Consider the following 22,973-nt stretch of genomic DNA (forward strand, 5'->3'; position numbering starts at 1 on the left):
TTGTAGGTCGGACTTTAGTCCGACAACCACAAAAATAAATAAACAGGAAAACCAGCCAACAAATAAACCAACAGCTATACGTTTTTTCTTGCTGCTTACTGCCAACTAACAGCTAATAACTTAAATCTATGTTTTTTGCATCAACTCAGTTAAATAACTTCTAAAGTCATCAGCCAATTCAGGATGACGCAAACCATATTCAACATTGGCTTTCATATAACCTAACTTAGAGCCACAATCATGAGACTTACCCGTCATATGAAAGGCTTCAACGGTTTCTTTTTCCATTAACATCGCAATAGCATCTGTTAATTGAATTTCGTCACCCGCACCTGGAGGCGTAATTTTTAACAAATCCCAAATTTTTTCAGACAACACATAACGGCCAACCACAGCTAAGTTTGACGGCGCGTCTTCCATCGCTGGTTTTTCAACAATAGCCGTCATAGTTTTTGACTCGCCAGGCGCAAGCTCAACACCACCACAATCAACCACACCATAGCTACTTACTTGCTCCATAGGCACAGGCTCAACCATAATCTGGCTGTAGCCACCAACTTCGTTATAACGCGTTAACATCGCCGCTAAATTTTCAGTTTTTAAATCTGCCGTAGCGTCATCTAAAATAACATCAGGTAGCACAACAACAAATGGCTCGTTGCCGATAATAGGGCGAGCTTTTAATACCGCATGACCTAGGCCTTTTGCTTCACCTTGGCGCACATGTAAAATGGTGACATCTTTCGGGCATATCGCTTGAATTTCATCAAGTAACTGGCGCTTAACCCGTTTTTCTAAAGTAGTTTCAAGCTCAAATGATTTATCAAAATGGTTTTCAATGGCGTTTTTAGAAGAGTGCGTTACTAACACAATTTCTTTAATACCCGCCGCAATACATTCATTCACTATGTATTGAATAAGTGGTTTATCAACAATGGGTAGCATTTCTTTTGGAATGGCTTTTGTTGCAGGTAACATCCGTGTGCCTAAACCGGCTACAGGTATTACTGCTTTTTTTATTTTATTTGGCATCTTTGTCCTTAATTTCTTTACAGACAAATCACTGTAAAGCGAGTTATCGTCGTTGTCACTATGAAATAATAGTTTTTCGGTAAATAATAAAAATGATACCAAAAGATATCATTTTTTAGCTATGTTATAAATTTAACAGCTACTTCTTGTAAAACTCTTTATACCATTTTACAAATTCAGCAACACCTTTTTTGACGCTAACTTGCGATTTATAACCTGTAGCATCAAACAAGTCATTTACTTCAGCGAAAGTTTGATAAACATCACCGGCTTGCATTTCTCGAAAGTTTTTATTTGCCTCAAGACCTAATTCATCTTCAATAGCTTTAACAAAGCCCATCAAATTAATGGGAGAGCCATGGCCTATATTATAAATAGAGTAAGGGGCTGAACTAGAGGCTGGCGAGCCACTTTCAACTTTCCATGTAATATCTCGTTCAGGTATCACATCTGCAATGCGAACAACACCTTCAACAATGTCGTCTACATGGGTAAAATCACGCCACATGTCACCATTGTTGTTTATATCAATAGTCTCGCCATCTAAAATCTTTTTAGTAAAAATATAAGGCGCCATATCTGGTCGACCCCATGAGCCATATACGGTAAAAAATCGTAAACCTGTTGTAGGAATGTCATAAAGATGAGAATAGCTATGCGCCATCAATTCATTAGATTTTTTAGTAGCAGCATAAAGTGAAACAGGATGGTCAACCGAATCGCTAGTAGAAAAAGGTGTTTTATTATTTAAGCCGTAAACCGAACTAGAAGAGGCATATATTAAATGTTCAATATTGTTATTACGACAACCTTCAAGAATAGTTAAATGGCCAATTAAATTAGAATCAGCATAGGCCATAGGATTATCAATTGAATACCTTACACCTGCTTGAGCTGCTAAATGAATAACCCTATCAAATTTTTCTTCGGCAAATAATGCAACTATACCCTCTCGATTGGTAAGTTCTAACTTTATAAACCGAAAAACCCCTTCTTCATTCGCAGTGTTGTTAACAGTAAACTTATCTAACTCAGCTAAACGCGCAAGCTTAAGATTAACGTCATAGTAATCATTGAGGTTATCAATACCAACAACGTCATGGCCTTGAGCACATAATTTTTGTGCTACGTGAAAACCAATAAATCCGGCTGCGCCGGTAACTAAATACTTCATTTAAAACCTTTAAATTTAACTTTTATTGATTGCCTATTTGATTTTAAAATAGACATTTCCCACAAATATAACATCCGAAGAACGACTTAATCGCTGCCAAATAAATCACGCGTGTACACTTTATCTTTTACATCCGCCAATTCAATATCCATACGGTTTGACACAATCACATCAGATATTTTTTTAAAAGCATCAAGGTCGTCATAAACAGCAGAATTAAAAAATTCTTTTTCTTCTAATACCGGTTCATAAATCACCACCTCTATGCCTTTAGCCTTTATACGCTTCATAATACCTTGAATTGAAGACGCTCTAAAGTTATCGGAGCCTGTTTTCATAATTAGGCGGTACACACCTACAACTTTGGGTTTTTTACTGATTATTGAGTCTGCAATAAAATCTTTTCGTGTAGTATTAGCATCAACAATGGCGCGAATAATATTATTGGGCACGTCATTATAGTTAGCTAGTAATTGTTTAGTATCTTTAGGTAAACAGTAACCGCCGTAACCAAATGACGGGTTGTTATAATGAGAGCCAATTCGAGGATCTAAGCCAACACCTTCAATTATGTGCTTTGCATCTAAACCATGTGCTTCTGCGTAACTATCAAGCTCATTAAAGTAAGCTACGCGCATCGCTAGATAGGTGTTCGAAAATAACTTAACTGCTTCTGCTTCGGTAGAATCGGTAAACAATATGTCAATATTTTCTTTTATTGCGCCTTGGGCTAGTAAATCAGCAAATACCTTAGCGCGTTCACTTTGTTCGCCGACAATAATACGAGAGGGATAAAGGTTATCATGTAATGCTTTACCTTCACGTAAAAACTCAGGTGAAAACATAATGTTTTCACAGCCAAGTTCTTGTTTAATATTTTCAGTGTAACCAACAGGAACAGTTGACTTAATAATAATTACAGCATTAGGGTTTACGGCCAAAACATCTTTTATAACCGCTTCAACAGACGAGGTATTAAAGTAATTGGTTTCTACGTCATAATCAGTTGGCGTGGCAATGATAACAAAATCAGCATCGCTATAGGCTAAGTTCTTATCAAGCGTTGCTTTAAAATCGATAGTTTTATTAGCTAAGAAGTCTTCAATTTCAACATCGACAATCGGCGATTTTTTTTTATTTAATAAATCGACTTTTTCTTTAACTATATCAACAGCAATTACTTCATTGTGCTGAGCTAACAACATTGCATTTGATAAACCTACGTAACCCGTACCTGCTATTGCTATTTTCATTCCATTTCCAACTTAAAGTTTACTCGAATGTTATCGATTTAATAGATATCGGATTATAAAAGATGGATAATCATTTATTAATCGTTTTCTTACATGTTTATGTAAATAAGCTCTTTGCAACCACCTAAGTCCCAGCTTCTTAATTAGAGGATGGTAATAATCTGGTTTAATAGCCGTTTGTGTTAAAAACCCGCCACAGGTGAGAATTAATGATAATTTAGGGCAGTGTTTTTTACAACCAATCGCAAACTCTTCCTGCATAGGTGTACCCATACCAACTACAACGTAGTAAGCATCAGATTTATTAATCTGTGTATAAATACTATCAAAGTTATCTTTAATAAAACCATGATGTTTATAAACAATATTTAAATCTGGAAATAATATTTTTAAGTTTTCACACGCTGAGTCAATTTCAGTTTCAGCGCCACCTATAAAAGCAACTTTGTACGCGTTTTCTGAAGCACAATTTAGAAAGTTTTTTCCAACTGATGATAAATCAAAACTCGCTCGAGATATTTTACTTTTCCTGCGTAAATTAGTTAAATGGCAAAGTGCCGTACCATCAACAAACCAATAATCGATTTCGTAAATTAATTGTTCATTGTTCGCAATTAACCTATAAGAAAAAGGATTAACAAAACTAACGATTCTAGCTACATCGCTTTCTTTTGATAAAACTTTAGAATCAAAGTCTTTAGAATCAAAAATTTTAGACTCTAAAGCTGAGTTAATAAAATTTCCCGCCATTTTTTTCTTCCGCCTTTTTCACATAAAAAATCATAATCAATTTTATTAAATATAAATTTGTTATTCGAATATTTAATAAGGGCACCCACAAGCCCGTAATCAACTTCCTCATTTATTTTTTTGTAAGGGTATAGCAATCCATACTTCAGCATCTTTAACTCAGATATAGCACTCTCATAATCTGTTAATGTATTACCAGATAGAACCTCTCTCGGCCCTGTCAAACAGTCTACACTAATGCAATCTTTACCCAAGATTAAAGCTTCGGCAAGTACATTCGGGTACCCCTCAAAATCTGAGTGTAAGATAAAACTATCGCAAGCTGCAATAATTGGAAATGGGTTTTCTTGATGGGAATAAAGTTTAATATCAGCATCACCGGCTTGAATTAATTGTTTAATATTATTTTCATTAGTTCCACTACCTATAATTATTAATGTATCGTTTCTTTGGCTCTTTTTTATATAATATTGAAAACTTAAAACAAGAGATTCAAACCTTTTTTGGTCAGACAAACGTCCACAAGCACAGAATAAATTGGAGTCTACATTACGTTCTCTAAATTCGTAGGCCCCTATATTTTTTTTTATTATTTCAATTGGGTAAGTGTTTTGGATAACATCTACTAAATTATTAGGAACCTTAAAAGCTTTAACAAGATCATTTTTAATCCCATAGGAGTTACATAAAACTTTATCTGCGAGAGGGTAATATTTACCAATTATTATTTTAGCTAACTTAAGAATTAAAGGAGAACGTGAGCCATATTGAGTAGATAGGTGGTTACGGACATTTATACATACCGGTATCCCTTTCTTCCTTGTAGCAATAATTGTTAAAACATTACTCCATTCTAGGAAAGAAATACATTTATCAATTTGATGACAACTTAAAATCTCTTTCAATGATTTAATTAAACTTAGTATACCAAACATTCGCTTATAGAAAAGACTACCATCTGATGTAGCTATAGAGATATAAAGAAAATCATACTTTTCGATTAAAGATAGTAATTCATTTGAAGGTTTATGTAATGATGTTATAAATATATTAATATCAGAAGAAATATAATTAGCAACTTTTAACATTTGCCTTTCAGCCCCCCCGTTTTCGATACGATCAATGACAAACAAATAATTTTTTTTCATAATATAAATAATCTAATTAAAAGGTATAAAGTTAATAGGAGGTGCTTAAGAGATATAAAACATAATCATACCTTGCCAAGTAACATAGTAAGCTGACGTTTCTGTCTGCCCTTTTTATTTGAAAAAAATCCCAATAGAAGTGGAAAGAAATAGAGCGTTTTATATTCTTCAGTGATGGACTCAGCCAAAGAGCCGATTAATAAGCTTAATAAACACCATAGTATAACTAGCTTAATAGGCGTTTCACTCTCTTTAAAAAATTTATATGTAGTGAATGAAATTAAATTAATGTAGTAAATCAAGCCAAAATAACCAAATTTAAACACATAAAAAAAGAGAACATTTTCAACTGGACCGTGATTTATTTTTAAGTAGGTATTTGATGGGCCAAAGCCGTCAAAGTTCTCTGATGTTAGAATGTTAATTGATAGAATAATTTCTCTAAAACGATGAGAGAATGTTGAAGAGAGTAAACCATCAATGGAACTAAAGGCATTAAATACGACTAAAAAGTCATCAAAAAAGTAGATTGTGATTACCAGAAAAACAATGAAAAAAATTGAAATAGTCAATATTATATCTTTAACCGTACCTTTCATGATTAAGTAATAGCCGACTAATAACACAAATAACACAAAACCAGTTTTACTCATAGTAAATGCAAAACCAATAAATAACAGTAACAATGTAGCTTTTTTATACTGAGTAAAGTCGACACATACAGTAAGTATCATACCTAAGATGAGGTATATTCCAAACATGGATGGATACCCAAAAAAACCACTAAACCTTAAAAAATGATATAAATTACCTTCATCTGATGTTCTCCCTTTATAAAGATCTAAAATAGGGTAACTAAATTGAAAGTAGACAAGAGATGAAAATAAAACCCCAAATAAAAGTAGTATTACTATAAAACGAGCAACACTCTCTAAACTATAAATCTCTGAAGCCTTCTTCCCAACAATAAAAAACAAACAAAAATACAATGGTTTAAAGCATTCAATAATATCTTTAATAAGAATTTTTTCTTGGTTTTTTAATAGTTTGAATAAAAAAACAAATGAAAAAAACAGTCCATAAATCACGTATTTTACAGCATTACTCTTAAAGCTGAATTTCAAAAAAAAGAAGCATAATAAAAAAAACAATAATGATAAAGGTAGAACTAATTCATTTTTTAAATTCATACCCAAAATTTTCATCGGCATAAAATAAATTAAAAGAATAGGAATAATAAAAGCTATTGTTGGGATCCTAATAGCTTTTAGGCTTATATTTTTCAAAATTAAACTCATAAGTTATTCGATAATAATAACGGCATATATTGTTATATAAGTAAGGTTTGTATTTAATAATAGGAGCCTTACTTCGTGGTTCTATAATATTAAAACTAATTGATTAAAATAGAAGTTCTAATTTTTCGTATATTGAGTCACTTGAATATTTTTTTAAGGCTATACTGGATATAGTTTTAACATCCGGTTTATGTAAAACTATAATATCTAACGCTTCATCAATTGAATCAATCAATGCGCCGGTCTCTCCATTAACAATAGCTTCCTTTACACCATAGCAGTTACGACCTATTGAATAACAGCCACAACAGCTAGCTTCCATATAAGCCAAACCTAATGACTCTTTAAAATTTGATAATAATAACATAAAGTGACAAACGTTAAATAAATTAGCAACTTCAATTGGTGATAAAGCACCTAAAAAGGTTACATTATCAATAATGTTTTTTTCTGATATATAGGCTTTAATGCTTTTAGAGTCTTTACCTTCTCCTGCTATGTACCAGTGGCAGTTTATATCTCTCTCTATTAGCTTCATAAAAACACAAGTCATGTCTTCGAAACCTTTACCCCATTCTAAACGGCAACAAGTGGCTATATTAATCAAATCATTGGGAGGAAATGCATTATTGTAAAATATTTTGGTATCGACTCCGTTTTTAATCACAATAATTCTTGCTTCGATATCAGTATAATCAGGGTGGTCTAATAAACTAGTTAAAAACTTTTCTTTCATATAATCAGATACCGCAATGACGTTTTTAGACGCCAAACACAATCTAATAAACTGTTCTTTATAGAATGTTGAACTTAGCAAAAACTCAGGTTCTGAACCATGTAAATAAATTAATGTATTTTTTGGCTTGTATAGTTTAATAAATAAACAAAATATTTTTTTATAAAACAGATCATTTATAATCACTTTATGATATTTTTTAGATTTGAATACATTGAGAAAGCTAAGGAATAACATTATCATTTTTGGGAGATTAGCATATGATCTATTGATAGAAACGTCCCATCCTCTAGCAGTTAAAGTATCAAATAACTGCTTAGCAATTATACCTGCACCACCAACGGTTGGGGGCTGTTCTTGACTCAGGATAAGTATATTTTTTTCCATTTTACTTCTCATTAAATAAAATATTGATAGGATTTATATTTTATAAATTTGATGGCATATAATTAAAGGTGTTTACTTGTGTAATTAATATTTATTAAACTTTTAATTTCAAAGATATAGTTTGATTCCTACGTACAGACAAAGATAATGTATTAGAAATTATTTTCCTATAGCTGCATCTTAAATAAAGCTATTTTTTTTACTTTTTGAATCAAGTTGATAGTAAACTTCAGATTCCATTCAAAAGGAATTGCATATAGCCAATAAACCAATATTTTTTGTATTTTACTATAACCGAATAATTCTAGAGACTTAGATTCTTTTAATAATTCTAATACCTTATAAAACGCTTTGTTATAATTATCATCTTGATAATATGGGGTTAAAAAAATCAGATGGCAAACATGTGTGGCTCTATATCTTATAATTTTATCTCTGTAAAACGATGTTCTACTAGAATCTGAAAAGTATTCTAATAGAATATCTATAGCATCGAATATTTGATGCACTTTTAAACTAAGCTTCGTATGAGTAATGCTGCTATTACATTCGACATAATGAACAAACGCTTTATCTAATTTTCCAACTCTTGTTGACTTGGTAATAATACGAGGCAGGGTCGCTAAGTCTTCACCAAAATCCAGCTCGCAAGGAAAAAAAACTTCTTCGAATAAAGAACGCCTAAATAGCTTGTTCCAAACGGCAACAATACCATCACCTGAAAAAACACCTAATAAATATTTATTTTGTGAAAAAACATCACTGTAGCCTTCCAAATCAGAACAATACTCAATTGGCTTATTCAACCGCTCTCGATAATAATCACTCACAACTATATCTAAATTATAGTTTGAAGCATGCAGATACAATAATTCGCAAGTACTTTTATCTATCCAATCATCAGCATCTAAAAACAATAAATATTCACCATAAGCATTTTCAACTAAGCAATTACGAGATGAAGAAACACCTTTATTTATATTGTGTATTACTTTGACTTGATGATTAGCTTTTGCTATTACATCTAAAATGAACCTAGTTTCATCACTAGAACCATCATTTACTACAACAATTTCAATATCTTTTAATGTTTGATTTAAAACACTTGTTAAACATGATTCGATTGTTTTTTCTGCATTATATACAGGGATTAAAACACTTACTTTCATAGTTATTACCCAATAGAAACTTTAAGCCAATCGTCAGGTATTAAGTCATTACACACTTTGCTTTTCATCCATTGTTCTGGAGTAATAACAACCTTATTAGAGTTATTATTCAACCAAGCCCCCCACCAACTGAATGAACTATTAGCAATAATATTATGCTTGCATAAACTCATAAGCTGAAGATCACGGAATGATTTTTCATTCTCATTCCAATCTACATAAACGGCGTTAGTTAGCTTTAAGTTTTCTTTACACCATTCAATATCATTTGAAAAAATAACGTAAAATGGACTTATAATGTTATTTTCTATTTTTTCAATAGCACTGCGGTAGTATTTAATCCCACATATGCCACCAAATTCAGGATGATTGATATAATCCCCCCTCCTTATATGAATGGATACTGAATTTAGGTTCTCCATTGTATTTATTAATAATAAGTTCTTCTTTTCTGTAATAGGAGGGAAAATCAATTTACTTTTTATTTCTGATTCTAAATGTTCAAAATATTTATAGCTTTGCCAATAACCTCGATAATACGTTGCCTCATGCACATTACCCAATAACCGAGGAATAAATTTATACTCTTCATTTTTTTGCTCAATCAATTCGTGATTATTACTTAGCCCTAATTTACGTTGTATTTTTCTAAATAGCCCTGCATCACCAGACGAAATATAATTTTTTTCTTGCAGAGTGCAATAATTTTCATTAATAGAGAATACTTTTTCTAACTCATACCCATTATGTAACTCATAGCTATCAAAACGTAAAATATCTAGTTTAATGACTTCGTTAAATTTAGTTTTTAAAGAATAATAAAAAGCATACTGAAATAACTGATTTCCTACTCCACCTATTATATTAACTATTTTCATTTGATACTCTCTTATTTAATTCTATATGTGCTTGAATAGGCATAATTACAGATAATAAAGCCAAACTCGCACAAGTTGCTAAAATAACACCACTTGAACCCATCCCCAGGTTATTAACACAATAAATTGATAAGGGTATATTGATAACAGCTCCAAATATTGATAAATATAACTGCCATTTTAACTTACCAATTGCATTTAAAAAGCTCATATATAGATCACCGTATATTCGAATTAAAACAAACACACCGAAAAAAAAGAATAAATATGGAGGGTATTCTAAAGAACGAGCTAGCCAAAATTGAGTAACCCACTCTCCTAAAATGATGGCTAAAATAATAATAAAAGTCACGATAATAAAAAGATAGTTAAGGTTTTTGATGGTTTTTTTAATCCAAACAATATCATTTTTAATAAATGCATCTGTATAAAGAGGTGTTAAAGGGGCTGACACTAAATACCACATGACGATAAAAGCTTGAAATAACTGCGCTACGATGCTGTATGAGGTTACTGCTTCAGGACCCAATAAGTTTGTAATTATTAAGTTATCTGTTGAAAAGATAATAATCACACACAGTTGTATTATAAAAAACTCAATTCCAAGGCCCGCGATAGCCTTAACGTTATTAACTTTAAAATTTTTAACATGAGGTCTTAGTTCTTTTCTACTATAAAAAAATATAAATGTAAAAATAATTCCAACAAGTAAATTGGAAAATCCATAAATAAAAGCCACTAGCAACAACGAAGAGTTACCATAAGAGTCAGCTAAGATGATTAAGGATATTACTATACTTTGATATAATACGTTAGTTAATCCAATTAAAGCAGACTGATGGACGGCAAACAGTAGTTGTTTATACAAACCAATAACAAAGTTACTTAATGTAAAAAAAAAGACTACTAAAATGACTTTTTGTAGATAACTTTCTTCTAAAAAAACAATATTTAAAGTGTGGGTCAAATTAACGGTATAAATACCAAATCCACCTATTATTAAAAGAAAAATAGTTGCACCAATAATGAGGATGTATGCTGCAGATATATATTCTTTTGCAAGTATCAGATTATTATTCGACATAGCCTCAGTTAAACGAATCTTCAAGCCATTACCAACACCCACATCGAAAGTATATACCCAAGACATAACTGAAAATATTGTAATCCAAACACCATAATGTTTCTCTCCTAAATAGTTGAGCACTATCGGGATTGATATGTAACTTAGAAGCATGCCCAATATTTTAAATAGCAGCCCCCAAGATATATTTTTCTTAAGGACTAAATTTCTATTTATATTGATATTCACGTTATACAATTAATAATTTGGAGAGTGCAATTATTTCTTTTTCAATATCATTCTGATGATTACCTACAAATAAACCATGTTTATCAAGGTATTCTGCGGCCTCTAAAGTTCCTGAGACTTCGTAGTCGAAGTATTCAAGAACCTCTGTATTTTTAAGGAAGTTACCTGTCACAATTGGGCGACATTCAATGCCATTTTTAGTTAATAACTTAACAAGTTCAGCTCTATTATATGGTGCATTTTCTTTTATAATTAATGAGAAGCCGAACCAACTACTATTGCCGGTTTCTTGTTGAATATTTAAGAAAGAGTGGTTTGAAAACAAACTTTGAAATAACTTTGCATTTTGGCGGCGTGTTTCGATAAAACTTGGCAGTTTCTTAAGTTGTTCAATACCTATTGCACCACTCATTTCTAAAGGACGGACATTATAGCCTGGTAGCATAAATTTAAATGATTCCTCAAATGCATCATCACTTTTTTCACCGCTAACTTTATTAAATTTAGGTAAATTACGTGTCCAGCCATGAGCTCGTATGCAAAGTAGAATATGGTAAAGCTCTTCATCATCAGTAACAACACACCCCCCCTCCATTGTTGCAATATGGTGAGAAAAGAATGAGCTATACGTTCCCATTTTACCGAATGTACCTGCTTGCTTGCCATCGATGGTTGCCCCCATAGATTCGCAGTTATCTTCTAAAATAAAAATATTGCGTTCTGCAATAATTTCATTCATACGAATGTAATCGTTCGGGTTGCCAAGCAAATTAACCGATAAAATCGCTCTAGTCTTATCAGTGATTGCTGCTTCTAGTTTATCTAAGTCCATATTTAATGTTTGTCGATCAATATCTACAAACTTTACTTTTAAACCATACTGCTGAAGCGGAAAATAAGTAGTCGACCATGAAACAGCAGGAACAATTACTTCATCCCCACGTTTTAGTTTCAACGACTCGTTTTTAGTAAAAAATAACGCCGCAATCATTAATAAATTTGCTGTTGAGCCAGAGTTAACCATTAGCGCATATTTAGAGCCAAAAAATTCTGCAAAATCTTTTTCATACTGCGCAACTTCTTTTCCCATAGTAAACATATCTGAGTCTATAACTCTTTGAATCGCCGAGTACTCATTTTCGTCCCATGTGCTGCTTGCTAGTGCATAATTAGTCATTACAATACTCACTTAAATAAAATTTATATGTTTTTTGGATACCAGTTTCTAACTCGGTTTTATAACTCCAGCCAAATTCTTTTAGTTTTTTATCATCTATTAGCTTTTGTTTCATACCTACAGGTTTGGTTAAATCGTGTTTAAATTTTCCTTTATAGCCAACCACATTTGAAACGGTTTGATAATACTCATTTATAGTAAAATCAGTACCTAGGCCAACATTTAAATTTTGAGGCATTTTTTCAAAGTTATTTATTGAATAGAAAATAAAGTCGGCAAGATCTTCGGCATACATAAACTCACGTCGGGCCTCGCCATCACCCCAAATATCTATTTCTTTTAGATTATTTTTCTTCGCTTCATCGATTTTTCTGATAACTGCAGGGATCATATGAGAATGATTAGGATCAAATTTATCAAAACGACCATACAAGTTACACGGAATAATCGTTTTATATAGTAAATCAGAATTTTCTTTACAAATGTACTCGCATAATCGTGTACTAGTCACTTTTGCTAGCGCATAACCTTCATTTGTTGGCTCTAATTCACCTTTTAAAATTAAATCTTCTGCCAATGGATTCAACGCATCACGAGGATACATGCAAGAGCTACTTAAATTTAAAAATTTAGTTATGCCACTAGCATTAGCCGCAGTCAGAATATTAAGTCCCATCTGCATATTATCAACCAAAAATTTAACGGGTTGCGCCATATTAGCCTGAATACCGCCGACGATACCTGCGGCATGAATTATCATATCGGGTTTGTATGTATTTATGTACTGCCTAACTGAATTTGCATCAAGGAGATTTAGTTCTGTGCTACTTGGTGATAAAAAATCATGATCATGCAGCTTTGCAATTTCAAGAATATTTCTGCCAACCATTCCATTAGCACCAGTTAATAAAATTTTCATAAAATTTAAGCCTATTCAACAGCAACAGAAGTAATGTAGCCATGGTTTTTTAAAATAGCATGCTGCTTAGCTTTATCTAAATCACTAGATACCATTTCAGCACACATTTCTTCTACCGTTATTTGTGGTACCCAACCAAGTTTGGCCTTAGCTTTTGATGGATCTCCAAGTAGTGTTTCAACTTCAGCAGGACGGAAGTAACGTGGGTCAACTTTAACTATTACATCGCCTACTTTGAGCGCAGGAGCGTTATTACCGGTAATAGCTTTAACGGTAGCTACTTCGTCTATACCTTTACCACTGAATTCTAGTTCTATACCCGCTTCTTTAGCTGATAAATTCACAAACTCACGCACACTGATTTGTTTACCTGTAGCAATAACAAAATCATCTGCAACATCTTGTTGCAACATCATCCACTGCATACGAACGTAATCTTTTGCATGACCCCAATCTCTTAACGCATCGATATTACCAAGGTATAAACAACTCTCTAACCCTTGTGAAATATTAGCAATGGCACGGGTAATTTTGCGTGTTACAAACGTTTCACCACGGCGAGGCGATTCGTGATTAAACAAAATACCATTACACGCATACATACCGTAAGATTCACGGTAATTCACTACAATCCAATACGCATACATTTTAGCAACAGCATAAGGTGAGCGAGGATGAAACGGCGTTGTTTCCTTTTGTGGTGTTTCTTGAACTTCGCCATAAAGCTCGGAAGTTGACGCTTGATAAAACTTAGTTTTTTTCTCTAAACCTAAAAAGCGGATAGCTTCTAAAAGGCGAAGTGTACCCATAGCATCAACATCTGCCGTATACTCAGGGCATTCAAACGAAACCGCAACATGAGACTGCGCACCTAAGTTATATACTTCATCTGGCTGCACATCATTTATAATACGCGTTAAATTAGAAGAATCTGTTAAATCACCATAGTGAAGAAAAAACTTTTGATTTTTTTCATGATTATCTTGATAAATATGATCAACACGCTCAGTATTAAGTGAAGATGCACGGCGCTTAATACCGTGTACCTCATAACCTTTTTCTAATAAAAGCTCTGCGAGGTAACTGCCATCTTGGCCTGTTACACCGGTAATTAATGCTACTTTTGATTGTGTCATATCTAATTCCTAATTCTGATGTAAAAGATGTTATTTTTTTAACAACTCTAATAATTCTTTGGTTTTTTCTTGCATTAAAGCAACATTCCCTTTCGCTTCAACATTAAGTCTAACTACCGGTTCGGTATTTGACGTTCTTAAATTAAAGCGCCATTCAAAACTACCTCTCTTATTTACAGTTTTAAATGATAGACCTATACCGTCGGTATAATCGATATCAACAGCTTGTTCTTTATAATGATTTAAAACTCGCTCTATCGCTAACTTCGGATTTTCTAGTTTTAAATTTATCTCACCTGAACTCGGAAAAGCTGCAATACAGTTTTTAACCATCGCTGATAATGTTTGTTTTTTGACTGATAATAGCTCTGCAACTAACAACCATGGGATCATGCCACTATCACAATAGGCGAAGTCACGAAAGTAATGGTGAGCACTCATTTCTCCACCATAAACAGCATCTTCCTTGCGCATCCGTTCTTTAATAAATGCATGCCCTGTTTTTGACATAATAGCTTCGCCATTATTCTGCTTAATAATTTGCTCTGTGTTCCAAATTAAACGGGGATCATAAATTATTTTCTGTTGTTTTACATTTTCGTTGGAATCTTTTTTCAAAAACGCTTCTGCTAATAAGCCTACTATATAATACCCTTCGATGAACTCGCCTGTTTCATCGAATAAAAAACATCGATCAAAGTCACCATCCCACGCTATACCCATATTCGCGCCGTGCTCGCGAACTGCTTTAGCGGTATCTTCTCTATTTTCTATCAGTAAAGGGTTAGGGATACCATTAGGGAAATTACCATCCGCTTCATGTTGCACTTTAATAAACTCTATAGGAATACTGAATTTACTAAAGGCTAATTCTAACGCATCAACAACATGACCCGCTGCACCATTGCCTGAATTAACAACTAATTTAAGTGGGGTAATATTTTGTGGTGAAACATATGTTAGCAAATGCTCAACATAAGAATCTAAATTAGAAATTTGTTGATAATGCCCTCTTGATCTTACTTGCTTAGTTGAGCGGTTATCTTTCCATGGCTGACTTTCAGCAAGGGCTTTAATTGCATTTAAGCCGGTATCACCACTAATCGGCTTAGAGTCTTCTCTAACCAATTTCATGCCATTATAATTCATCGGGTTATGACTAGCAGTTACTTCAACACCACCACACATGCCTAAGTTTTTTGTGGCAAAATAGATTTCTTCAGTACCCGTCATACCGATATCAAAAACATTAACACCTTCATCAAGCAGTCCATTAGAAAATGCTAATTTTAGTGCTTCTGAGGTTAAACGAATATCGCCACCTACAACAATTTTTTTAGGTTTGAGGTAAAGTGCAAAAGCTCGACCTATACGATAAGCTACCTCGTCGTTCAGTTCTTCACCTAATTTCCCACGAATATCGTACGCTTTAAAACAAGTTAATTCAGTCATATTATATCGCTTACACTCGTCCATAACGGTCATCAAAACGTACAATATCATCTTCGCCAAGATATGAACCTGATTGAACTTCTATTATTTCCAAAGGTAATTGGCCGGGATTTTCCAGTGCATGAACCACACCAATAGGTATGTAAGTAGATTCATTCTCTGTTACTAGGAAGGTGTTATCGCCATTTGTTACTTTTGCCGTTCCTGTTACCACTATCCAGTGTTCAGCTCTGTGATGGTGCATTTGAATCGATAGCTTTTCACCAGGTTTAACCGTTATCCGTTTAACTTGGTAGCGAGTGCCATTATCAATAGAGTCATATTTACCCCAAGGACGATAAACTTCACGATGATTTTTAAACTCGCCTCTACCTTCTGCTTTTAATTGTTCAACAATTTTCTTTACATCTTGTACTTTATCTTTACTTGCCACAAGTAATGCATCTTTTGTATCGACAATAACTAGGTTATCGATGCCAACCGTTGCAATTAACCTTTCGTTACCCTGAATTAAACTGTTAGTTGTTTCATGATTTATGCTGTCACCAAAAACAGTATTACCGTTGGCATCTTTGTTATTTACATCCCATAATGCAGACCAAGAACCAATATCACTCCAGCCTGCATCTAATGGTACAACAACTGCATCTGCTGTTTTTTCCATCACGGCATAATCAACTGATTCATCAGGACACTTTTCGAACTCTACTTCATCAATTCGTATAAAGTCAGCATCATTTGATGTATTTGCCAATGCTTTTTCACATGCTTGATAAATATCGGGCCTAAATTTCTTTAGCTCATCTAAATATCGGCTTGCTTTCATTAAAAACATACCACTATTCCAATAGTGCTCTTTACCATCAAAGTATTGTTCTGCTAAAGCTGCACAGGGCTTTTCAATAAATGAATCGACACAATAACCAATATTATCAACTACTTGGCCACGTTTAATGTAACCGTAGCCAGTATGAGCCTCTGTCGGCACAATACCAAAAGTTACCAACTTATTATTTTCAGCTAGAGGGATCGCATTTTTAACTGCCTCAACAAACGCGGCTTGATTTTGAATTACGTGGTCTGCTGCTAAAACCAGAATTAAATCATCTTCTGAGTCTATGACAATTTTCGAAGCTAAAGCTATTGCAGGTGCGGTATTTCGACCAACTGGTTCTAAAACAATTGCGCCAGATTTTGCTATAGTCCGCAATTGTTCAGCAACGATAAACCGATGTTCTTCATTACATATTACAATAGGTCTTGTAACAGATAAACCTGAAAGCCTTTGTATGGTTTGTTGTAGCATTGTTTCATCACCATTTAACGCGAGAAACTGCTTAGGATATAAGGAACGACTTAATGGCCATAGCCTTGAGCCGGAGCCTCCGGCCATAATAACAGGTGTGATCATATAAAATTTCCGTTTAAAATCATTTTTTTAACTATTTATTATTTAAAAATAAATCAGCATTTCTATTTTCTTGAAAATACCACTTGCTGTGTTTATGGATATTTTCATTCTCAAGAAGGTCTTTTTTAGTGAACCACGTATATTTGGAATGCTGCTTAAGCGGTAATGAAGCTAGCTCACCTTTAAACGTTATTTCATAAGCAAGCACGATATAATGAGTTGAAAAGTCGTCTTCTGAAAAATTATCCTCATAGAAATGCTGATACAATCCTATAAAATTTGCGTTTGCAGCCCCGATCCCTAACTCTTCTCTTAGAAGCCGTTTAAATGCATATTCAAAGGGTTCATCTTTTAACACTCTACCACCAGGAACAAACCAAAAGTTTTGGGCTGGCCGATTTGTTCGTTTACCTAGTAATACACTTCCTTGATCGTTTCGAACAACTAAGTCAATCGATATTAAAGGTGTAGATTCAACTATTTTTTTAAAATCTGTTAGGGATAATTTCATAAATTCACACAAAAATTAATTTTTTAAAATAATAAGTGTTAGTGCGTATTTCATTAAACTAATTTTATAATCAGTTTGAATCTGATTACTCATCGTACTTCCAACTAAAATGCCGAGCATACTTATTATAAAGAATAAACATCAACACAAATAACGCCAACTCAATACTTTCAGGTACTTGAAAATATTCACCTAACACACCTAATATTGACATAAGTGCTGAAGCTATTGAAATAACCACTAGTGTTTGTCGTGAAGACAAACCTGCGCGTTGTAATATGTGGTGTAAATGATCTCGGTCTGGCTTAAAAGGAGATTTACCTTTACGGTATCTGCGTATAACTATGGCGAGCATATCCATTAAGGGTATGGCACATATCCATAATGCAGTTACTGGCCTAAACGATGCGCTTTCGCCTTGCGTGCCGATGGTTAATAGCCATATAACGCTTAAGCCAATAAACATGCTACCGGCATCGCCCATAAATATTTTTTTGCTATAACTTTTGAAAAAACCTAAATTGAAAATTAAATAAGGCAAGGTTGCAGTAGCTAAAATTAATGGATAGCTTAAGTAACTCTTATTGCCGCTTATTAAAAATAATATCGCAATGGCGGTAAAGGTATTTAAACTTAAGCTGCCAATTAAACCGTCAATGCCATCAACCATGTTATAAGCATTAATCACCACAATAATGGCAAAATAAGTAAATACAATACCTATAGGGCCCAGATCAATATCACCAAAACTAAATAAGTTGCCTAAGTTTGATATATAACCACCTACGCCATAAATCATTAAACTGGCAATAATAACTTGCCCAACAATTCGAATGCGTACTTTAAGATCGAATTTGTCATCCAATGCGCCAATAAACACCATCATCGCAGAGGCAACTAAGTACATACGTAATTCTAAGGTATTAGGCAACCAAATTAGGCTGGCCGCTAATACTGCAGCAAATATTGAAATGCCGCCAATCAGTGGCACTTGTCCGTCATGGTGTTTACGTGCATTGGGTTTGTCTACTAAGCCAACATCAATGGCGATAGGTTTGAACACTTTTATTGCAATGAAAGCAAAGCAGAAGGCAGTTAAGGCAGCAATTATCATTATATATACTCCTATTTACTTGTAACTTCGGCTGTAACTTTAGCCGCAGTAGTCGAACCTGATATTGGCTCGGCTACTTGCTTAGCACTATTTGAATGGTTAATGTCATCTTTATTATTACCTTTATTAGAAAAGTAACGCACTAACACTATTAACACCGATAAAATGCCACCTAACATAGTACCTAGCACAACAATTAAAGCTCGTTTAGGTTTTGCTTTTTCTTCTGGTGCATTGGCAGGGTCAATGGTTTTTAACACATATTCTAGTGATACTTCAGCCAACATGATGGTTTTGGTTTGTTGCTCAATTAACTGATAGAACACCGTTTGCATGTCTGCTAGTTGAGTTTCTTGCAGCTTAGTCGATAAATAATCAATACTACGTTGCGCTTCGGCTTTATCCTGATCGCGCATCGCGGCGTTAATATCACTTACTAGCCATAATAACCACTGTGTGGCAATTTCTGGTGAGTAATGCTCTATAGTTAGGGTGACCATGCCTGTTTCTTTATCCACTGCCACCACTAAAATATCTTTAAACGCTTGATAAGCTTCCCATGAAGAAGGTTCTGGCTGTTTTGGCGCTTCGACTTCTCGTAACCATGTTTTAGTTGTTGCGTTATAAACGTCGTCATTAAATATCAGTGTATTTGTTTGAGCATTCCAATTTTCAGCCGCTATTAAAGGCACTAACAACTGGTGTTTATTAATGAATTTTTCTAGAAATACTCGAGATTTTAACACTTCAAGCGCAAGGCCTGTTTTATCGGTGCCGCCACCGCCAAGATTAATACCGGCAAGGCTTGCTAAACCACCAAACTGACCAGCCATTTTCGCTAGCCCGCTTGCACCACCTTGTTCACTTGCTGGCGCTAGCAACGTTGTGGCTTGGTATATATTGGGTTGATTAATCGCATAGATAATTGATGAGATGGCGAACAAGCCACTAATAGCAATAATTAATAGTTTGCCTGACCATATAGCATACCAAAGCTCTGCCAGGTCAATTTCGTCGTCTTCGGGAAGGTGTTGTTGCTGATGATATTCGTTTGAATTCATTGCTTCGACTTCATTTGAAGTACTTCCTTGCAATTTATGACTTTTCACAATAACTCACATTTACGTTCATTTGATTATTATTCCTATGGGCGATTAGCTCGAAACTTTACTTTAAATGCCCAATTGTAGCGTATTATAACAAGATATTTGTATTTTTTAATAGTGGTTTATTGGTTTTATTTAAATTGCTTGTCAATTTTTGTGTTATTTATTTAAACGAAAATATTTGACTATTTTAAGTTTACTGGCTGGTTGGGCTTTTGCCCTTTTTTGTTATATGTTCGTTTTGTGGTTGTCGGACTGAAGTAGCTTTAAGTTTACTTAGTCAAGAACTTGATATACCACGGCATTGCTTTGTCTATGCCTTGCTGAATACGGTATTCTGGTTGATAACCGATAAGTTCTTTAGCCTTTGATATATCAGCCTGAGAATGGCGTACGTCTCCAATTCTAAAATCTTGATATATAGCAGCTTTGGTATAACTCACATCATTAGCAGCTAACGCAGAAGCTAAGCTTGAAAATAATTCATTAAGTGTTGTTCTATCGCCTAGCGCAACATTATATATTTGGTTTTTGCCTTCCTCATTCGCTGTGGCAGCTAATATATTCGCTTGTACGGCATTTTCTATAAAACAAAAATCACGACTGGTTTCACCATCACCATTAACAAACAAGTCTTGGTTTTCTATCATCGCTGCTGTCCACTTAGGAATGACCGCAGCGTAAGCTCCATCAGGGTCTTGGCGTTTACCAAATACATTGAAGTAACGCAGGCCTGTGGCATTTAAGCCGTAGGTTTTATTAAATACATCAGCATAAAGTTCATTAACATATTTAGTCACGGCATAAGGTGATAGTGGCTTACCAATATTTGCTTCAACTTTTGGTAACGCGGGGTGATCGCCATAAGTAGAACTTGATGCGGCATAAACAAAAGTGGCTACTTTAGCGTCTTTTGCTGCGGTTAACATATTAACAAAACCTGTAATGTTGGCAGAGTTGGTTAAAATAGGATCAGCTATAGAGCGAGGCACCGAGCCAAGCGCCGCTTGGTGTAACACATAGTCAACGTTAAGATTGTTAATAGTTAAGGCTTGCTGACAGTCATCAAAATTTCTAATGTCGCCTTTAATGAAAGTAAAGTTATGCCATTGCTGTGCTGATACCTCAGATTTTACTTCGTCTAAGTTACGTTGGTGACCGGTAGCAAAGTTGTCTAAACCGATAACTTCTTGATTCAATAGTAATAATGTTTCTAGAAGGTTTGAGCCAATAAAACCTGCAACCCCAGTAACAAGCCAAACTTTTGGCACTTGTTTAAGCTGCTTTTGTACTTCTTCATATTTTGACATTATTACTTCCATTTAATTTTAAATATTAAGTTTTATTGTATTCGCTGTACGGTTGTCGGACTAAAGTCCGACCTACAAAACAATCACCTCAACCTATATTATCACCCGTGTGTTCGATGTAGGTTGAGCCTTCGGACTGCATTGCTGATTTAACCGCTACGCTATAAACGCATGTCTACTGACTCTTTTGGTAGTATATATTTTAGGTCATAAAGTACATGGTGTTGTTTACCTAGTTTGCGAATTTCGTCAACACCTAAGCTCTTAAATTGATTATGTGCTACCGCCAAAATAATAGCGTCGTAATGACCAGCTTCGGGTTTTTCTGTCAGGCTTAAATTATATTCGTGCTCGGCTTGTTCGCTTGAACACCAGGGGTCAGTAATATCAACATTCATGTTGTATTCTTTGAGCTCACTGACGATATCAACAATTTTGGTATTGCGTAAATCAGGACAGTTTTCTTTAAAGGTTAGGCCCATAATTAACACATTGGCACCTTCTACCTGAATACGTTTGTGTAGCATGTTTTTGACTAACTGAGAGACAACATAAGCGCCCATACCGTCATTTAAACGCCGACCAGCGAGTATCATTTCAGGGTGGTAACCTACTGATTGCGCTTTATGTGTTAAGTAGTAGGGATCAACACCAATACAATGACCACCGACTAAACCGGGGCGAAAGGGCAGAAAATTCCATTTTGTGCCCGCAGCTTCAAGTACTTCTAAGGTGTCGATATTGAGTTTGTTAAATATAATAGACAGCTCGTTAATTAAGGCAATGTTAACGTCGCGTTGTGTATTTTCAATAACTTTTGCGGCTTCTGCAACTTTGATTGAACTCGCCTTATAGGTGCCTGCAATGATAATAGAGCGATATAAGTTATCAATAATTGTCGCTATTTCAGGCGTTGATCCAGAGGTAACTTTTAAAATACTAGTCACTCTGTGCTCTTTGTCACCGGGGTTAATACGTTCAGGTGAATAACCCGCATAAAAGTCTTTATTGAACACTAAACCCGATTTTTTTTCGACTACGGGAATACAAGCTTCTTCAGTTGCACCTGGATAAACCGTTGACTCATAAATAATAATGTCATTTTTACTGATCACTTTACCTAACATTTCGCTAGCTTTAAGTAATGGTGTTAGGTCGGGCTGTTTATGCTGGTCGATAGGCGTTGGTACGGTAACGATATAAACGTTGGAGTTTTTCAAGTCATCGGGTTGGCACGAATAACTTAGCTTGGTTGTTTCAGCTAATTCTTCATCACTAACCTCAAGGGTACTGTCTGAGCCATTATTTAATTCAGTAATACGTGCTTGATTGATATCGAAACCTAAGGTTTGATATTTCTTTCCAAACTCTACTGCCAGTGGTAAACCAACATAGCCTAAGCCTATTACGGCTATTTTTACATCATTTAAATCACGTGTCATTTTGGGAGTCCTTTACCTTTAATCGCGGTTATTAAAAAAGTTATAAGTTATTAGCTGTCCGTAGAATAAAACCTTCTGTTTAAAGTTTACTTGTCGGTTGATGTTTTTATCATCAGGTTTTAAGAGACAGCTGTCAGTTTGAAGTTTTGAGCTGTCATATTTAAAGAAAAATAGCTTTCAGATTACTTGTTTGTTTGGCTTTTATCCTATTAGGTTTTGTATTCGCTGTGCGGTTGTCGGACTAAAGTCCGACCTACA

The 22,973-nt window shown here is 34.4% G+C and carries 20 protein-coding genes; all 20 read right to left on the minus strand.

What is annotated here, in order from left to right:
• Positions 1-126: 126 nt before the first annotated feature.
• Positions 127-1,032: a UTP--glucose-1-phosphate uridylyltransferase GalU gene (gene galU / locus H4J41_RS10100; protein WP_182138267.1), complete on the minus strand. Its 906-nt coding sequence runs from the start codon at positions 1,030-1,032 to the stop codon at positions 127-129.
• Positions 1,033-1,171: 139 nt separating this feature from the next.
• Positions 1,172-2,206, minus strand: a complete 1,035-nt coding sequence (locus H4J41_RS10105) for an NAD-dependent epimerase/dehydratase family protein (protein WP_182138266.1) — start codon at positions 2,204-2,206, stop codon at positions 1,172-1,174.
• A gap of 86 nt (positions 2,207-2,292) precedes the next feature.
• A complete protein-coding gene (locus H4J41_RS10110) occupies positions 2,293-3,459 on the minus strand; it encodes a nucleotide sugar dehydrogenase (RefSeq protein ID WP_182138265.1) in 1,167 nt (388 codons plus the stop codon).
• Between the two features lie 30 nt (positions 3,460-3,489).
• Positions 3,490-4,209 carry a WecB/TagA/CpsF family glycosyltransferase gene (locus H4J41_RS10115; protein ID WP_182138264.1) on the minus strand — a complete coding sequence of 240 codons (720 nt, stop codon included), beginning with the start codon at positions 4,207-4,209 and terminating at the stop codon, positions 3,490-3,492.
• Positions 4,179-5,357, minus strand: a complete 1,179-nt coding sequence (locus H4J41_RS10120; RefSeq protein WP_182138263.1) for a glycosyltransferase — start codon at positions 5,355-5,357, stop codon at positions 4,179-4,181. Before H4J41_RS10120 ends, H4J41_RS10115 begins: the two co-directional genes overlap by 31 nt.
• Before the next feature lie 65 nt (positions 5,358-5,422).
• Positions 5,423-6,643, minus strand: coding sequence for a hypothetical protein (locus H4J41_RS10125; protein WP_182150453.1), 1,221 nt, complete (start codon positions 6,641-6,643; stop codon positions 5,423-5,425).
• A gap of 115 nt (positions 6,644-6,758) precedes the next feature.
• On the minus strand, positions 6,759-7,778 hold the full coding sequence (locus H4J41_RS10130; protein ID WP_182138261.1) for a glycosyltransferase family 4 protein: 1,020 nt from the start codon (positions 7,776-7,778) through the stop codon (positions 6,759-6,761).
• A 167-nt stretch (positions 7,779-7,945) separates the two neighbouring features.
• Positions 7,946-8,947 (minus strand): glycosyltransferase family 2 protein, encoded by a 1,002-nt coding sequence (locus tag H4J41_RS10135; protein ID WP_182138260.1) that lies wholly within the window; start codon positions 8,945-8,947, stop codon positions 7,946-7,948.
• 5 nt (positions 8,948-8,952) lie between these two features.
• Positions 8,953-9,825, minus strand: a complete 873-nt coding sequence (locus H4J41_RS10140) for an alpha-1,2-fucosyltransferase (RefSeq protein WP_182138259.1) — start codon at positions 9,823-9,825, stop codon at positions 8,953-8,955.
• Positions 9,812-11,137, minus strand: coding sequence for an oligosaccharide flippase family protein (locus H4J41_RS10145; protein WP_182138258.1), 1,326 nt, complete (start codon positions 11,135-11,137; stop codon positions 9,812-9,814). The genes H4J41_RS10140 and H4J41_RS10145 overlap by 14 nt, the downstream gene beginning before the upstream one ends.
• Position 11,138: 1 nt before the next feature.
• Positions 11,139-12,314 carry a DegT/DnrJ/EryC1/StrS aminotransferase family protein gene (locus tag H4J41_RS10150; RefSeq protein WP_182138257.1) on the minus strand — a complete coding sequence of 392 codons (1,176 nt, stop codon included), beginning with the start codon at positions 12,312-12,314 and terminating at the stop codon, positions 11,139-11,141.
• Positions 12,307-13,233, minus strand: a complete 927-nt coding sequence (locus tag H4J41_RS10155; protein WP_182138256.1) for a GDP-L-fucose synthase — start codon at positions 13,231-13,233, stop codon at positions 12,307-12,309. Before H4J41_RS10155 ends, H4J41_RS10150 begins: the two co-directional genes overlap by 8 nt.
• An 11-nt stretch (positions 13,234-13,244) precedes the next feature.
• Positions 13,245-14,369: a GDP-mannose 4,6-dehydratase gene (gene gmd, locus H4J41_RS10160; protein ID WP_182138255.1), complete on the minus strand. Its 1,125-nt coding sequence runs from the start codon at positions 14,367-14,369 to the stop codon at positions 13,245-13,247.
• A gap of 30 nt (positions 14,370-14,399) precedes the next feature.
• Positions 14,400-15,821 (minus strand): phosphomannomutase CpsG, encoded by a 1,422-nt coding sequence (locus H4J41_RS10165; protein WP_182138254.1) that lies wholly within the window; start codon positions 15,819-15,821, stop codon positions 14,400-14,402.
• 10 nt (positions 15,822-15,831) lie between these two features.
• Positions 15,832-17,232, minus strand: a complete 1,401-nt coding sequence (locus tag H4J41_RS10170; protein WP_182138253.1) for a mannose-1-phosphate guanylyltransferase/mannose-6-phosphate isomerase — start codon at positions 17,230-17,232, stop codon at positions 15,832-15,834.
• 31 nt (positions 17,233-17,263) lie between these two features.
• Positions 17,264-17,743 (minus strand): GDP-mannose mannosyl hydrolase, encoded by a 480-nt coding sequence (locus H4J41_RS10175; RefSeq protein WP_182138252.1) that lies wholly within the window; start codon positions 17,741-17,743, stop codon positions 17,264-17,266.
• A gap of 85 nt (positions 17,744-17,828) precedes the next feature.
• Positions 17,829-18,857: a UDP-N-acetylglucosamine--undecaprenyl-phosphate N-acetylglucosaminephosphotransferase gene (gene wecA, locus H4J41_RS10180; RefSeq protein WP_182138251.1), complete on the minus strand. Its 1,029-nt coding sequence runs from the start codon at positions 18,855-18,857 to the stop codon at positions 17,829-17,831.
• Positions 18,858-18,868: 11 nt separating this feature from the next.
• Positions 18,869-19,918, minus strand: a complete 1,050-nt coding sequence (locus H4J41_RS10185) for a Wzz/FepE/Etk N-terminal domain-containing protein (protein ID WP_182138382.1) — start codon at positions 19,916-19,918, stop codon at positions 18,869-18,871.
• Positions 19,919-20,235: 317 nt separating this feature from the next.
• Positions 20,236-21,273 carry an NAD-dependent epimerase/dehydratase family protein gene (locus tag H4J41_RS10190; protein WP_182138250.1) on the minus strand — a complete coding sequence of 346 codons (1,038 nt, stop codon included), beginning with the start codon at positions 21,271-21,273 and terminating at the stop codon, positions 20,236-20,238.
• A 161-nt stretch (positions 21,274-21,434) separates the two neighbouring features.
• A complete protein-coding gene (tviB, locus tag H4J41_RS10195) occupies positions 21,435-22,715 on the minus strand; it encodes a Vi polysaccharide biosynthesis UDP-N-acetylglucosamine C-6 dehydrogenase TviB (RefSeq protein ID WP_182138249.1) in 1,281 nt (426 codons plus the stop codon).
• Positions 22,716-22,973: the final 258 nt, after the last annotated feature.

Origin of the sequence: Colwellia sp. MB3u-45 (assembly GCF_014077005.1) — a bacterium.
Classification (GTDB): domain Bacteria; phylum Pseudomonadota; class Gammaproteobacteria; order Enterobacterales; family Alteromonadaceae; genus Cognaticolwellia.

What these genes read in the sequence shown, in the direction of transcription:
- H4J41_RS10190 (WP_182138250.1), bottom strand. Translation starts at nt 21,273, where the DNA reads ATGTCAAAATATGAAGAAGTACAAAAGCAGCTTAAACAAGTGCCAAAA.
- H4J41_RS10130 (WP_182138261.1), bottom strand. Translation starts at nt 7,778, where the DNA reads ATGGAAAAAAATATACTTATCCTGAGTCAAGAACAGCCCCCAACCGTT.
- galU (WP_182138267.1), bottom strand. Translation starts at nt 1,032, where the DNA reads ATGCCAAATAAAATAAAAAAAGCAGTAATACCTGTAGCCGGTTTAGGC.
- H4J41_RS10150 (WP_182138257.1), bottom strand. Translation starts at nt 12,314, where the DNA reads ATGACTAATTATGCACTAGCAAGCAGCACATGGGACGAAAATGAGTAC.
- H4J41_RS10120 (WP_182138263.1), bottom strand. Translation starts at nt 5,357, where the DNA reads ATGAAAAAAAATTATTTGTTTGTCATTGATCGTATCGAAAACGGGGGG.
- H4J41_RS10165 (WP_182138254.1), bottom strand. Translation starts at nt 15,821, where the DNA reads ATGACTGAATTAACTTGTTTTAAAGCGTACGATATTCGTGGGAAATTA.
- H4J41_RS10185 (WP_182138382.1), bottom strand. Translation starts at nt 19,918, where the DNA reads ATGAATTCAAACGAATATCATCAGCAACAACACCTTCCCGAAGACGAC.
- gmd (WP_182138255.1), bottom strand. Translation starts at nt 14,369, where the DNA reads ATGACACAATCAAAAGTAGCATTAATTACCGGTGTAACAGGCCAAGAT.
- tviB (WP_182138249.1), bottom strand. Translation starts at nt 22,715, where the DNA reads ATGACACGTGATTTAAATGATGTAAAAATAGCCGTAATAGGCTTAGGC.
- wecA (WP_182138251.1), bottom strand. Translation starts at nt 18,857, where the DNA reads ATGATAATTGCTGCCTTAACTGCCTTCTGCTTTGCTTTCATTGCAATA.
- H4J41_RS10135 (WP_182138260.1), bottom strand. Translation starts at nt 8,947, where the DNA reads ATGAAAGTAAGTGTTTTAATCCCTGTATATAATGCAGAAAAAACAATC.
- H4J41_RS10105 (WP_182138266.1), bottom strand. Translation starts at nt 2,206, where the DNA reads ATGAAGTATTTAGTTACCGGCGCAGCCGGATTTATTGGTTTTCACGTA.
- H4J41_RS10115 (WP_182138264.1), bottom strand. Translation starts at nt 4,209, where the DNA reads ATGGCGGGAAATTTTATTAACTCAGCTTTAGAGTCTAAAATTTTTGAT.
- H4J41_RS10140 (WP_182138259.1), bottom strand. Translation starts at nt 9,825, where the DNA reads ATGAAAATAGTTAATATAATAGGTGGAGTAGGAAATCAGTTATTTCAG.
- H4J41_RS10170 (WP_182138253.1), bottom strand. Translation starts at nt 17,232, where the DNA reads ATGATCACACCTGTTATTATGGCCGGAGGCTCCGGCTCAAGGCTATGG.
- H4J41_RS10110 (WP_182138265.1), bottom strand. Translation starts at nt 3,459, where the DNA reads ATGAAAATAGCAATAGCAGGTACGGGTTACGTAGGTTTATCAAATGCA.
- H4J41_RS10155 (WP_182138256.1), bottom strand. Translation starts at nt 13,233, where the DNA reads ATGAAAATTTTATTAACTGGTGCTAATGGAATGGTTGGCAGAAATATT.
- H4J41_RS10175 (WP_182138252.1), bottom strand. Translation starts at nt 17,743, where the DNA reads ATGAAATTATCCCTAACAGATTTTAAAAAAATAGTTGAATCTACACCT.